15 protein-coding genes are annotated in these 11756 nt (G+C 65.1%); 12 read left to right on the top strand and 3 right to left on the bottom strand.

What is annotated here, in order from left to right; genetic code table 11:
• Positions 1 to 69: 69 nt before the first annotated feature.
• From KUF59_RS39940 to KUF59_RS39895, 10 genes are all read left to right on the top strand, one after another.
• Positions 70 to 816 (top strand): YebC/PmpR family DNA-binding transcriptional regulator, encoded by a 747-nt coding sequence (locus KUF59_RS39940; protein WP_212456771.1) that lies wholly within the window; start codon positions 70 to 72, stop codon positions 814 to 816.
• Positions 817 to 1112: 296 nt separating this feature from the next.
• Complete coding sequence (gene ruvC / locus KUF59_RS39935; protein ID WP_212456770.1) at positions 1113 to 1640, top strand: crossover junction endodeoxyribonuclease RuvC; 528 nt, start codon at positions 1113 to 1115, stop codon at positions 1638 to 1640.
• Positions 1637 to 2254 (top strand): Holliday junction branch migration protein RuvA, encoded by a 618-nt coding sequence (gene ruvA, locus KUF59_RS39930; RefSeq protein WP_212456769.1) that lies wholly within the window; start codon positions 1637 to 1639, stop codon positions 2252 to 2254. Before ruvC ends, ruvA begins: the two co-directional genes overlap by 4 nt.
• Positions 2251 to 2781: a hypothetical protein gene (locus tag KUF59_RS39925; RefSeq protein ID WP_212456768.1), complete on the top strand. Its 531-nt coding sequence runs from the start codon at positions 2251 to 2253 to the stop codon at positions 2779 to 2781. The genes ruvA and KUF59_RS39925 overlap by 4 nt, the downstream gene beginning before the upstream one ends.
• Before the next feature lie 55 nt (positions 2782 to 2836).
• Positions 2837 to 3256 carry a cytidine deaminase gene (locus KUF59_RS39920; RefSeq protein ID WP_212456767.1) on the top strand — a complete coding sequence of 140 codons (420 nt, stop codon included), beginning with the start codon at positions 2837 to 2839 and terminating at the stop codon, positions 3254 to 3256.
• Entirely contained in the window at positions 3253 to 4305 is a 1053-nt protein-coding gene (gene ruvB / locus KUF59_RS39915; protein WP_212456766.1) for a Holliday junction branch migration DNA helicase RuvB, read from the top strand. The genes KUF59_RS39920 and ruvB overlap by 4 nt, the downstream gene beginning before the upstream one ends.
• 87 nt (positions 4306 to 4392) lie before the next feature.
• A complete protein-coding gene (locus KUF59_RS39910; protein WP_212456765.1) occupies positions 4393 to 5265 on the top strand; it encodes a DUF6869 domain-containing protein in 873 nt (290 codons plus the stop codon).
• A gap of 186 nt (positions 5266 to 5451) precedes the next feature.
• A complete protein-coding gene (locus tag KUF59_RS39905; protein ID WP_212456764.1) occupies positions 5452 to 6366 on the top strand; it encodes a metallophosphoesterase in 915 nt (304 codons plus the stop codon).
• Positions 6367 to 6480: 114 nt separating this feature from the next.
• Positions 6481 to 6882: a tol-pal system-associated acyl-CoA thioesterase gene (gene ybgC / locus KUF59_RS39900; protein ID WP_408918134.1), complete on the top strand. Its 402-nt coding sequence runs from the start codon at positions 6481 to 6483 to the stop codon at positions 6880 to 6882.
• Positions 6883 to 6962: 80 nt separating this feature from the next.
• Complete coding sequence (locus KUF59_RS39895) at positions 6963 to 7430, top strand: nuclear transport factor 2 family protein (RefSeq protein WP_212456762.1); 468 nt, start codon at positions 6963 to 6965, stop codon at positions 7428 to 7430.
• Positions 7431 to 7495: 65 nt separating this feature from the next.
• Here KUF59_RS39895 and KUF59_RS39890 read toward each other — a convergent pair whose 3' ends face one another.
• Both KUF59_RS39890 and KUF59_RS39885 read right to left on the bottom strand, forming a co-directional pair.
• Positions 7496 to 8200, bottom strand: a complete 705-nt coding sequence (locus tag KUF59_RS39890; protein ID WP_212456761.1) for a type 1 glutamine amidotransferase — start codon at positions 8198 to 8200, stop codon at positions 7496 to 7498.
• A gap of 152 nt (positions 8201 to 8352) precedes the next feature.
• The gene (locus tag KUF59_RS39885; protein WP_212456760.1) at positions 8353 to 8997 is read right to left on the bottom strand and encodes a glutathione binding-like protein; all 645 of its coding nucleotides are present in this window, start codon (positions 8995 to 8997) and stop codon (positions 8353 to 8355) included.
• Between the two features lie 109 nt (positions 8998 to 9106).
• Here KUF59_RS39885 and KUF59_RS39880 point away from each other — a divergent pair, with 109 nt between their 5' ends.
• Both KUF59_RS39880 and KUF59_RS39875 read left to right on the top strand, forming a co-directional pair.
• The gene (locus KUF59_RS39880) at positions 9107 to 9760 is read left to right on the top strand and encodes a TetR/AcrR family transcriptional regulator (RefSeq protein WP_212456759.1); all 654 of its coding nucleotides are present in this window, start codon (positions 9107 to 9109) and stop codon (positions 9758 to 9760) included.
• 265 nt (positions 9761 to 10025) lie between these two features.
• Entirely contained in the window at positions 10026 to 10604 is a 579-nt protein-coding gene (locus tag KUF59_RS39875) for a hypothetical protein (protein ID WP_212456758.1), read from the top strand.
• Positions 10605 to 10690: 86 nt separating this feature from the next.
• Here the strand turns inward: KUF59_RS39875 and KUF59_RS39870 are convergent, their stop codons facing one another.
• Complete coding sequence (locus KUF59_RS39870) at positions 10691 to 11656, bottom strand: 2-hydroxyacid dehydrogenase (RefSeq protein ID WP_212456757.1); 966 nt, start codon at positions 11654 to 11656, stop codon at positions 10691 to 10693.
• Positions 11657 to 11756: the final 100 nt, after the last annotated feature.

Raw genomic sequence — 11756 nt, 5'->3', positions numbered from 1 at the left:
GTGGCTTGGCGGCCTATAAGGCCGCGCTTTCCCACCTCCACACCCCGGACGATTCCCGAGAGACCACGCATGGCCGGACATTCCCAATTCAAGAACATCATGCACCGCAAGGGGCGGCAGGATGCGCAGAAGTCGAAGCTGTTCGGTAAGCTGGCCCGCGAAATCACCGTCGCCGCCAAGCTCGGGACGCCGGATCCTAACATGAACCCGCGCCTGCGCGCCGCCGTGATCGCCGCGCGGCAGGAGAACATGCCGAAGGACAATATCGAGCGCGCGATCAAGAAGGCGCTCGGCAGTGACGGCGAGAATTATGACGAGATCCGCTACGAGGGGTACGGCCCCGGCGGCGTCGCCGTCATCGTCGAGGCGCTGACCGACAACCGCAACCGCGCCGCCTCCGACATCCGCTCCTTCTTCACAAAATCCGGCGGCAATCTCGGCGAAACCGGCTCGGTCTCCTTCATGTTCGACCGCACCGGAATCATCGAATATGACCGCAGTGTCGCCTCCGACGATGCGGTGCTGGACGCCGCCATCGAGGCCGGCGCCGACGACGTCATCTCGGGCGAGAACGGCCACGAGATCTACGCCTCGACCGAAGGCTATCGCGACGTCGCCAAGGCGCTGGAAGCCAAGTTCGGCGAGCCGCGCAAGGCCGCGCTGATCTGGAAGCCGCAGAACACGGTGTCGGTGGACGACGAGACCGGCGAGAAGCTTTTGAAGCTGATGGACCTGCTCAACGAGCACGACGACGTTCAGAACGTCTACGCCAACTTCGAGATCTCCGACGCGCTGATGGCGAAGATGGGTGGGTGAAGGGCGGCCCCCGACTTCCACTGTCATCGCCCGCGAGGGCGGGCGATCCAGTATCCTAGAAACAGCGCCGTGATACGGAAAGGCCGCGGCGTACTGGATACCCCGCTTGCCGCCTACGCTAAAGCTTCGGCGCCCCAAGACCACAAGCCCCGGCGAAGCCTTGGCGTAGCCGGGTCGCGGGGTATGACGCTGTGCTTGTGGCGGGTGGCGCGGCCCAAGCACGCGAGGCACCCATTCCCCGGGGACTTCGTTCCGTTTCTGTTTCCCCCGCGCCGGCCAGCCGCTATCACTGGCCTATGACTGCGCTCCCGATTCGCGGCCCCGTTCGCATCATCGGCATCGACCCCGGCCTGCGCCGCACCGGCTGGGGCGTGATCGAGGCTGACGGCAACCGGCTGATCTACGTTGCCTGCGGCTCGGTGGAACCATCAGGCGATCTGCCGCTGTCGAGCCGGCTGCTCGCGATCCATGAGGGGCTCGCGTCCGTGCTGTCCGCTCACAAGCCGGTGGAGGCCGCCGTCGAGCAGACTTTTGTCAACAAGGACGGCGTTGCGACGCTGAAACTCGGCCAGGCCCGCGGCGTCGCCATGCTGGCGCCCGCGATGTTCGGCATCTCGGTGGCCGAATACGCGCCCAACCAGGTCAAGAAGACGGTGGTCGGCGCAGGCCACGCCGACAAGAACCAGATCGCGATGATGCTCAAAATCCTGCTGCCCAAGGCCGAGCCGCCCTCGGCGGACGCCGCCGATGCGCTCGCCATCGCCATCACCCACGCCCATCACCGCCAGAGCGCAGCACTGCGGCTGAAGGTGGCCGGCCTATGATCGGCAAACTCAAGGGCCTGATCGATTCCTACGGCGAGGACTATGTCATCCTCGACGTCGGCGGCGTCGGCTATCAGGTGCATTGCTCGGCGCGCACGCTGCAGCATCTGCCGTCGCCGGGCGAGGCCGCCGTGCTCTCGATCGAGACCTATGTCCGCGAGGATCAGATCAAGCTGTTCGGCTTCCGCAGCGATACCGAGCGCGAATGGTTTCGCCTGCTGCAGACCGTGCAGGGGGTCGGCGCAAAGGTCGCGCTCGCCGTGCTCGGCACGCTTAACCCGTCCGATCTCGCCAATGCAATCGCGCTGCGCGACAAGGCCGCGGTGGCGCGCACGCCGGGCGTCGGCCCCAAGGTTGCCGAGCGCATCGTCACCGAATTGAAGGACAAGGCGCCGGCGTTTGCCAATGTCGATCCGGCGGTGGTGCATCTGGCCGGTGCCGTCGACGAGCAGCGCGCGCCGCGCCCCGTCGCGGATGCGATCTCTGCGCTCGTCAATCTCGGCTACGGCCAGCCGCAGGCGGCCGCCGCGATTGCCGCCGCTTCGCGCAGCGCCGGCGAGAAGGCCGAGACGGCGCAATTGATCCGCCTGGGCTTGAAGGAGCTCGCGAAGTGAAGGAGCCGCGCCATTATTCTGCCGGCGCCATTGCCGGTCGTTTCGTGCGCGCGATCGGCATCGTCCTGATTTTCTCGATTGTGGGACCGCTGACGATCGCGGCGCTGGTTTCCCTGATCGTTGTCGCGTTCGGCGCGGCGCTGTTGCAAATGTTTCTCGCGCTGCTCGAGCTCGACGCCTTGCGCACCTTGATCTCGGTCGCAGTCGGGTTGCTTGCGCTCGCGACGATGTTCACGTCGTTCCTGCCGTCGGTCGCGGCCGGGCTGATATTCGCGCTGGCCTCGGTCTATGCCGGCATCAACATGATCTGGATGGCGTGGGTCGCCACGGTCATTGCCATCGCCGGCTTTGTCGTGTTCGGCACGTTCGTGGTGCCCTCGGAATCGTCGGCCGCGATCCTGCCGGGCGTCCGGTCCGCGCAACAAGCGCTGACGCTCTCGGCCATGCTCGCCGTGCTGGCGGTCATTCCGGCTAGCCTGTGCTGGTGGCTCGCGAAACCTCTACATCGTGGTAGCATCGCTGCATGAATACGCCCTCCCGCATCGTCGGGCCCGGGGGTGACGAAGGATCATATTTTCCGCCATGTTGAGCAACGAAGACAACGAACTCATTGCCGCCGCGACCGAAGCGATCAGCCAGCGTTATCGCAACGACTGGCAGGAGGTCGGTGCCGCCATGCGAACCCGCGACGGCCGCATCGTGACCGGCGTCAACATCGATGCCTATATCGGCCGTATCGCGGTCTGCGCTGAAGCCATTGCCATCGGCCGCGCCATCACGGAGACCGGCGACCACGGCATCGAGACCATCGTCGCGGTGCGCCACCCCAAGCCCGGCGAACCCGGCAAGATCGCGGTGGTCTCACCCTGCGGCATCTGCCGCGAACTGATCCACGACTATGACGCCAAGGCGCGGGTCATCGTCCCCGACAATGGCCGCGAGCCGAAGGTCGCACTCATCAGTGAGTTGCTGCCGAACAAGTACAGGCGGGGAAGCGAATGAACACGCCCTCCCGCATGGTCTCGCCCGAGCGCCGCAGCGACGACGTCGGCGACACCGCGATGCGTCCGCAGACGCTGACCGATTTCGTCGGCCAGCAGCAGGCGCGCAAGAATCTCTCCGTGTTCATCGAGGCCGCGCGCAAGCGCGGCGAGGCGCTGGACCACGTGCTGTTCGTAGGCCCCCCCGGTCTCGGCAAGACCACGCTGGCGCAGATCGTGGCAAAAGAGCTCGGCGTCGGCTTTCGCGCGACATCAGGCCCCGTGATCGCCAAGGCCGGCGATCTCGCCGCGCTGCTGACGAACCTCGAAGAGCGCGACGTGCTGTTCATTGACGAGATCCATCGCCTGAGCCCCGCGGTCGAAGAGGTGCTCTATCCCGCGATGGAGGATTTTCAGCTCGATCTCATCATCGGCGAGGGCCCCGCGGCGCGCTCGGTGAAGATCGAGCTGTCGAAATTCACGCTCGTCGGCGCCACCACGCGCGCGGGCCTTCTCACCAATCCGCTGCGCGACCGCTTTGGCATCCCTATCAGGCTGAATTTCTACACCATCGAGGAACTGGAGAAGATCGTCACCCGCGGCGCGCGCGTGCTCAATGTCGGCATGACCGCCGATGGCGCCAACGAGATCGCGCGCCGCGCCCGCGGCACGCCGCGCATCGCCGGCCGCCTGCTGCGGCGGGTGCGCGACTTTGCCTCGGCCGCGAATGCCGACCAGATCGACCGCAAGATCGCCGATCATGCGCTCAGCGCGCTCGAGGTCGACGCCGCAGGCTTGGATGCCATGGACCGGCGCTACCTCACGACGATCGCGCTCAACTATGGCGGCGGTCCCGTCGGTGTGGAGACGATGGCGGCCGCGCTGTCCGAGCCGCGCGACGCGATCGAGGACATCATCGAGCCCTATCTGATCCAGTGCGGCTATCTCCAGCGCACCCCGCGCGGCCGTCTCTTGACGTCGCACGCCTTCAAGCATCTCGGCATCAACGAGCCGACGCGCGATCCCGCGCAGTTCGGCTTGTTCGGCGGCGACGAGAGCGACGGGGATTAGCCCTCGTTGAACCCACCTGTTCCATTCCCGCACTAATGCGAACTTGCGGCGGTCACGATCGCTGCTCGCGCATGCCCGGAGTGAGACATGGTGTCGCCCCAAGACGCAAAACTGCTGGACGCCCTTGCGGGCAAGCCGGAGCTGAACACGCCCGACGAGACCGAGGCGTTTCTGGATTCCGTGCCGCTCGCCGAACTGGCGTCGATGTGGTGCGCGCTCCAGTGCGTCAGCCGTCGCGATCAGGCCGGCGGCATCCTTGCGACGAAAACCTATTTCGATCATCTGCCGCACCGGCGGCCGCAGGCTGCGTTCGATCTCATCCTGGAAGTGCTGAAGACCGAAAGCGACAAGCCGACCGTGATGCAGCTCAGCGACAAGCTCCTGCACCCGTTGCTCTACATGCATGGCGACGAGGTGATCGACCGGATCGAGCATGAGGCGCGCTATAGCGAACGCCTGCGCTGGCTGCTCGGAGGCGTTCACTTCGCCCCGGACCAACCGCTGATGTTGCGCATCGCCAAGATCGCTCACGCTGCGGCCTGGCGCGCCGACCATGCTGCGCAGCGCACGCCGCGCGAGCCGCTCGACTGCAAGAGGTTGACGGTGCCGGATCTTGCCCGCGCGTGGGTCGAGGAGTACTCGAAGGCGGACCGCGACTGGGACGACAATTTCTTCGCGATCATGGATTGCGAGCGCGACCTGCGCGAAGACGATCCCGATGGTTTGATCGACCTGATCCTTGAAATCCTGAAGATCGAGACCAACCCCGTGCTGCTGTCGGTGCTCGCCGCCGGCCCGCTCGAGGAGGTGATCAGCCTTGCGACCATCGATCGCATCGAGCGCGAGGCCCGCGCCAATCGCCGCTTTCACCAGCTGCTTGGCGGCGTCTGGTACTACCGCGCGCCGGAGGAACTGAAGCTGCGGATGGACGCACTGGTCGGCGGTCCTCGACGCCGGTAATCTTTCTGCTGAAGAACTGCACGAGCGCATCCCAATTCCGCTCCAATCGGGCGTCATTTGAAGCATGATCCGGAAAAGTGCTCAGCGGTTTTCCGAGAAGATCATGCTCGAACAAAGAGCTAAAGCGCGATGACGATTCGACCCAAAGCCATCGCGCTTTAAGGCTTGCATCACGATCGGTCCTTCATGCTCACGCGGCGGCAATTCTTCGGCTCAATCGGCGGTCTGTCCGCCCTCGGCGTCTCGACCGCCGCCTATGGCGTCGGTGTCGAGCCGATGCGGCTGCGCATCAAGCGCTATCACCCGATGCCGCGGCAATGGCCGGCCGATTTCCCCCTCAAGATCGCCGTGCTCGCCGACCTCCATGCCTGCGATCCCTGGATGTCGCTGGAGCGGATCGAGGGGATCGTCGAGCGCACCAATGCGCTGAACGCCGACATCGTGGTGCTGCTCGGCGACTACGTCGCGGGCCACCGCCGCGTCACGCGCTTCATCCCGGCGAACGAATGGGCGGCCGTGCTCGCCCAGCTCAAGGCGCCGCTCGGCGTCCACGCCATCATGGGCAATCACGACTACTGGGACGACAAGATCGTGCAGCGGGCCGGGCACGGGCCGACGATCGCCCATCGCGCGTTGGAAGCCACCGGCATTCCCGTCTACGAGAACGACGTCGTGCGCCTCACCAGCGGCGGGCGTCCGTTCTGGCTCGCCGGCCTCGGCGACCAGCTCGCCTACATGCCGGCGCGGCGCTTCCGCCCCGTGCCGCGCGTCGGCGTCGACGATCTCAACGCAACGCTCGCAAAAGTCACGGACGACGCGCCGGTCATCCTGCTCGCGCATGAGCCGAACATCGCGCCGCGCGTGCCTTCGCGCGTCGCGCTGCAATTGTCCGGGCACACCCATGGCGGCCAGGTGCGCCTGCTCGGCTGGGCGCCGGCCTTGCCGGGCGACGTTGTCAAGCTCGCTTATGGCCATGTGCGGCTGAAATGCGACGTCATCGTCTCCGGCGGCCTCGGTTGCAGCATTTTGCCGGTCCGCGTCGGCGTGCCGCCGGAAATCGTGCTGGTGACGCTGGGGAGGACACCGCCCGCGGTGTCGTAACCAAGCTTGCGCAACCGCCGGATTTTGCGCAAAACGGGCGCTTCCGAGGCGTGAAGCGAGGCGCGCGACGTGACTGAACATCTCGACGGCGAGATCCGCGACGGCCGCCACCACATGCAGGTCCGTGTCTACTACGAGGACACCGATTTTTCCGGCATCGTCTACCACGCCAATTATCTGCGCTTCATGGAGCGCGGGCGCACCAATCATCTGCGACTGATGGGCGCCGAGCAGCATTCGCTGTTCGAGCAGGCCGAGACCGAAAGCCCGGGCTTTGCCTTCGTCGTGCGCTCGATGCATCTGGATTTCCTGAAACCCGCGCGCATGGACGACGTCCTCGACATCGTCACCTGGCCGGTCGCGGTGAATGGCGCCTCCATCATGCTGAACCAGGAGGTGCGGCGCGGCGAGGACGTGCTTGTGAAGGCCGAGGTACGCGTCGCCTTCATCAGCGGCGGCCGCGCCCAGCCGATCCCGAAAACGATCCGCACCCTGATGAAGGCCGATGTGATTTAGCAATCGGGCGATTGGAACTCGGCCATCGACTCCGCGACGTCAGGCGATAGATTGCGCCCCTCAACCGAAGGAGGCCAGCTATGTCGCGCCCACCGCTTCCACCCTTCACGAAAGAGACCGCCGCGCAAAAGGCCCGCATGGCCGAAGACGCCTGGAATTCGCGCGACCCGCAGCGCGTCGCGCTCGCCTATACCGAGGACAGCCGCTGGCGCAACCGCTCGGAGGTTTTCCAGGGGCGTGAGGCGATCGTGGCGTTTCTCACCCGCAAATGGGCCGGGGAGATCGACTACCGCCTGATCAAGGATCTCTGGGCCTTTGACGGCAACCGCATCGCGGTGCGCTTCCAGTACGAATGGCACGACGCGAGCGGCCAGTGGTATCGCTCCTATGGCAACGAGCAGTGGGAGTTCGACGAGCACGGCCTGATGAAGCGCCGCGAAGCCTCGATCAACGACATCGCGATTGCGGAGAAGGACCGGCGCTTTCACTGGGCGGCACCGGGGCCGCGGCCGGCCGATGTGCCGGGGCTGGGCGACAGCCCGTTCTAACTTCTCCCTCTCCCCGCATCCGCCTTCGCCAAGGCTTCGGCGGACGGGCGCGGGGCGAGGTGAAGTCAGGCTTTGGTCAAAAATCTCGTGATCACGCCGCCGAGTTTTGCGCTGTCGAGCGGCTCGACGAGCGACGCTTTCGCCGTGGCAACGACGTCGTCGGGCGCCTTGCCTTCGCGGAGTTCGCAGCAGACGTTTGCAAAGTCCACGTCGAACTCCGGGTGCGGCTGCACGGAGAGCGTGGTGCCATTGTCGTAGAGAAGGCCGGCATGCGGCGTGAAGTCGGACGACAGGATCGTGCGCGCGCCGGCGGGCGCCTCGATCACCTGGTCCTGGTGCGAGCAGGCAATCGCAAGCTGGTTGCCGTCGACGATGCCGTTGTCCGGCGTCACCTGGTAGACGTGCCGGCCGATCCCCCAGCCTTTCTCGGATTTCTGCACCACGCCGCCGAGCGCCTGCGCGATCAATTGATGGCCGAAGCAGACGCCGACCATCGGCGTCCCCCTGGCATGGACGGCGCGCACGAAATCTTCCAGCGGCTCGATCCAGTCGAGGCCATCATAAACGCCTGCGGCTGCACCGGTGATCAGAACGGCATCGACCTTATCAGGGTCGGGCAGCGCCCCGCCGTCAGGGATGCTGACGATATCGAACGTGACAGCGGGGTCCGCGGCGCGAACCATGCGCTCGAACATGTCCGGAAAGGAGCCGTGGCGCTCGCGGTATTTCTTGGGAACGTGCCCGGTCTCGATGATGGTGATGCGTGCCATGGAGATGCGAAACCCCTGCGGTTGCGCTGAGGTAGCACTGGGGCTGCTCCGGACCAAGGTCTTCGTGCGCAGGCAGGCCATGCGCCAAATAATCGGTGTCGTCCCGGCCTTCGCCGGGACGACACCGAGGCTGTTGCGCGGCCGCGCTTCGTTTACGCCGCCGCCTTCCGCCGCGCGAGCTCGTGCTTGTACAGCTCGAACTCCTCGGCGATCGCTTTTGCGACCGAAGGCCGCGTCTTCAGCCGCTCATAATACGCCTTCACGTTCGGCCATTTCGCGAGATCGATCGGCGGCGTCGCCATGGTCCAGTTGATGACGGTTACGAGATAGGCGTCGGCCACGGTAAAATGGTCGAGCAGGAATTCGCGGCCCTTCAGGTGATTGTCGAGATAGTCGAGCCGCGACAGGTTCTTCTCCAGCACATAGGCCTTGGCTTCCTGCGGCGCCTTGCGGTCGAGCACGGGAATGAACAGCCCCTTGTGCAGCTCGGTGCCGATGAAGCAGAGCCACTGATGCAGACGTGTGCGGTCGATGCCTTCAGCGGTGCCGAGACCGGATTTCGGAAAGCTATCAGCGACATATTGCAGGATCGCGGCATTCTCCGTCAGCACCACGCCCTCGTCGGTGCGCAGCGTCGGCACCAGGCCGATCGGGTTGACGGCGCGGAAATCCGAGCCGTCCTTCAGCACGGTCTTGCTTGGGGAATCGACCTCGAGATAGTTCGCATCCGCGCCCGCTTCATAGAGCGCGACGCGGGTCGCCATCGAACAGGCGAGGGGCGAGAAATAAAGATCCACTTGGGGCCTCCTTGGGCATTTCCTTGAGGGGAAGTGTCGTTCAACCTGGCCAAGTTGATTTTTGTACTGTCTTGCATAATATGGGGACGGTCAAGGAATATCTTGCGAAATGGTACAAAAAAGCAAAGGGTCGCCGATTTCCGACCCGACGCCGCCAAAGCGTCGCGGCCGGCCGCGCGCCTATGAGCCTGATGTCGCGCTTGGCAAGGCGCTCGATCTGTTCCGCACCCAGGGTTTTGCGGCCACGTCCCTGGACGATCTTTCCGAGGCGACCGGCATGAACCGGCCGAGCCTCTATGGCGCCTTCGGCGACAAGCGCGAGCTCTACATCAAGAGCTATCAGCGCTACCGCGATGAGGCACGCGCGGCGATGGGCGACATCTTTCGCCAGGAGTTGCCGCTGCGCGAGCGGCTGGAGCGCATTTTCGCCTCGGCGCTGAACATCTATCTCTCCGGCGAAACGGGACCGCGCGGCTGCTTCACCGTGGTGACGGCGGCCTCCGAAGCCGTCGGCGATCCCGACATTCGCGCCATGGTGCTGGAGGGCCTGGTCGAACTCGACAAAGCGTTTGCGCTCTGCTTCCGCCGCGCCAAGGAGAAGGGCGAATTGCCCGACAGCGCCGATCCGGCCGTGCTGGCGCAGGTCGCGTCAGCCACCGTGCACAGTATCGCCATCCGCTCCCGCGCCCGCGTGCCGCGCAGGGAGCTCGAGGCGATCGTGAAGGGCGCGATCGACGTGATGATCGGGGCTGGTGCCTCATAGCAAGCTGTCGTCCCGGACAAGCGAAGCTCCTGACAATGCGCAGCGTTGTCAGGAGTGCAGCGCTGATCCGGGACCCATAACCACAGGGCCTAGTTTGGCGATGACTCGTGGTTATCAGCTCGTGCTGCAACGACTCCCTGGGGTTATGGGTCCTGGCCTGCGCCAGGACGACAGTGAATGTGTGGAGACGCCGTGCCGTCAATTGGCAATCTGGCATTTGCGATAGCCTGCGCGTATAATTCGCGAACACTCGATGGTTCTACGGATGACGTTCAGTTTCGCACGCGGGTTTGCTCTCGCATTGGTATTGGCGGCGCTCAGCCTGGGCGGGCGGACGGCGCATGCTCAGGCCGCGCCGATCCCCTATATGAACTCGAGCGGGCTGATGGGCTGGAATGACAGTCAGCCCTTCGATGCGAGCGATCCGCAGGCCGGGCTTCCGAAGGGCTGGTTCATGTCCAGCTCGCGCGGCAGCGCGGCGTGGAGCATGAATAGCGTCGATCACGCGCGGGCGTTCGGCAATTTTGGCGCGCTGTCGTCCGAAGGCGTGAAGTTCGGCTACAACTTCACCAATTCGCCCGTCACGCTCTACACCGGCTTCGACACGTTGAAATACAATTACGGCTCCGGTGCTCCTCCGTTGACGCCCTTCGACTCCACCTCATCGACGCTGCCGGGCGGCTATCGCGCCAGCGCGGGGATCGAGTTCCGGCCGACGTCGAATCTCAGCCTCTCCTTCGGCGCGAGCTTCACCCAGCAGCAATCCCCCGGACTGGTCGACAGCGACATCCATTCGACGCTGCCGCCGGGCGCCTCGCCGTTGGCTTTCGGCGCCCGCCGCTAATCACATCCGTCGTCCCGGATCTGCGCGCGCTACTGGACGGCGCTTCGCGCCGCCAGGGGCGCGCTTATCCGGGACGACAGTGGGGCCTAATACCCCCGCGCCCGATCCACCACATTCTCCAGCGCGCTGCCGGCCTCGAAGCATGCGATCTGCGCCGCGACGTATTTCGAAATCTCGTCCGCATCCGTGTCCGCCGCATTGTGCGGGGTCAGCACCACCTTGGGGTGGCTCCAGAACCTGCTGTCCGCCGGCAAGGGCTCCTGCACGAAGACATCGAGCGAGGCGGCACCCAGCGTGCCGTCGTCGAGACAGGTGAGGATATCCGCCTCGTTCTGCAAACCGCCGCGGCCAGCATTGATCAGCACGGGCGCGCCGAGCGGTCCGTTGCGATTGAGCTTTGCGAAGACGCCGCGATTGAGGATGCCGTGCGTCTCCGGCGTCAGCGGCAACAGGCAGACCAGGATGTCGCTCTGCCCAAGGAACGCATCGAGCCCGGCGTCACCGTGAAGGCATTCGACGCCGTCGACCGTTCGCGCACTGCGGCTCCAGCCCACGACGCGGAAGCCGATGCGCTTCAGTGCGCCCGCGGCATCGATGCCGAGCGTGCCCAGGCCCATGATGCCGACCGTGACGGCGCTTGCCGGCCATTGATATGTCGGCTCCCAGATCTTGTCGCGCTGCGATTGCCGCAGGTAAAGCTCCTGCCGATGATGCATCAGCACGTGCAGCACGACATATTCGGTCATGCGCCCCGTGAGATCGGGCACGGCGACGCGGACCAGGGGCACGTCAGGCAGCGTGCGGTCGGCCATCAGCGCATCGACGCCGGCGCCGAGATTGAAGATTGCGCGCAGGTTCGGGAAGCCTGCCAGCGTGCCCGGAACCGGCTTCCACACCGCGGCATAATGGACGCTTGCCGGATCGAGGCCGGCATTGGGCAGCAACGTCACGAGGCGGTCGCCGCAGACTGCGTCGAACCGCGCCTTCCAGCGCTCCGGCGACCAGTTCTGCGCGTTGCTGTTGATCAGGAGGGCCAGCGCGCCTTTCGTCATTCCCAGTATCCCATTCTGCCGCAGCTCGGTGTCATGGTGTCTCATTGACACGACTGGCGGGACATTTCCTGCAAAAAATTTCCGCAGATATGTCGGGGCG

The sequence above is a fragment of the Bradyrhizobium arachidis genome (assembly GCF_024758505.1).
Lineage (GTDB): Bacteria > Pseudomonadota > Alphaproteobacteria > Rhizobiales > Xanthobacteraceae > Bradyrhizobium > Bradyrhizobium manausense_C.
Note: the sequence above shows the minus strand (reverse complement) of the source record. Positions and strands in the feature narration are given on the sequence as shown.

Excerpts from the sequence above, each read along its gene's own strand:
- KUF59_RS39940 (WP_212456771.1), top strand. The coding sequence starts at position 70 with ATGGCCGGACATTCCCAATTCAAGAACATCATGCACCGCAAGGGGCGG.
- ruvC (WP_212456770.1), top strand. The coding sequence starts at position 1,113 with ATGACTGCGCTCCCGATTCGCGGCCCCGTTCGCATCATCGGCATCGAC.
- ruvA (WP_212456769.1), top strand. The coding sequence starts at position 1,637 with ATGATCGGCAAACTCAAGGGCCTGATCGATTCCTACGGCGAGGACTAT.
- KUF59_RS39920 (WP_212456767.1), top strand. The coding sequence starts at position 2,837 with ATGTTGAGCAACGAAGACAACGAACTCATTGCCGCCGCGACCGAAGCG.
- ruvB (WP_212456766.1), top strand. The coding sequence starts at position 3,253 with ATGAACACGCCCTCCCGCATGGTCTCGCCCGAGCGCCGCAGCGACGAC.
- KUF59_RS39910 (WP_212456765.1), top strand. The coding sequence starts at position 4,393 with ATGGTGTCGCCCCAAGACGCAAAACTGCTGGACGCCCTTGCGGGCAAG.
- KUF59_RS39905 (WP_212456764.1), top strand. The coding sequence starts at position 5,452 with ATGCTCACGCGGCGGCAATTCTTCGGCTCAATCGGCGGTCTGTCCGCC.
- ybgC (WP_408918134.1), top strand. The coding sequence starts at position 6,481 with ATGCAGGTCCGTGTCTACTACGAGGACACCGATTTTTCCGGCATCGTC.
- KUF59_RS39895 (WP_212456762.1), top strand. The coding sequence starts at position 6,963 with ATGTCGCGCCCACCGCTTCCACCCTTCACGAAAGAGACCGCCGCGCAA.
- KUF59_RS39890 (WP_212456761.1), bottom strand. The coding sequence starts at position 8,200 with ATGGCACGCATCACCATCATCGAGACCGGGCACGTTCCCAAGAAATAC.
- KUF59_RS39880 (WP_212456759.1), top strand. The coding sequence starts at position 9,107 with ATGGTACAAAAAAGCAAAGGGTCGCCGATTTCCGACCCGACGCCGCCA.
- KUF59_RS39875 (WP_212456758.1), top strand. The coding sequence starts at position 10,026 with ATGACGTTCAGTTTCGCACGCGGGTTTGCTCTCGCATTGGTATTGGCG.
- KUF59_RS39870 (WP_212456757.1), bottom strand. The coding sequence starts at position 11,656 with ATGACGAAAGGCGCGCTGGCCCTCCTGATCAACAGCAACGCGCAGAAC.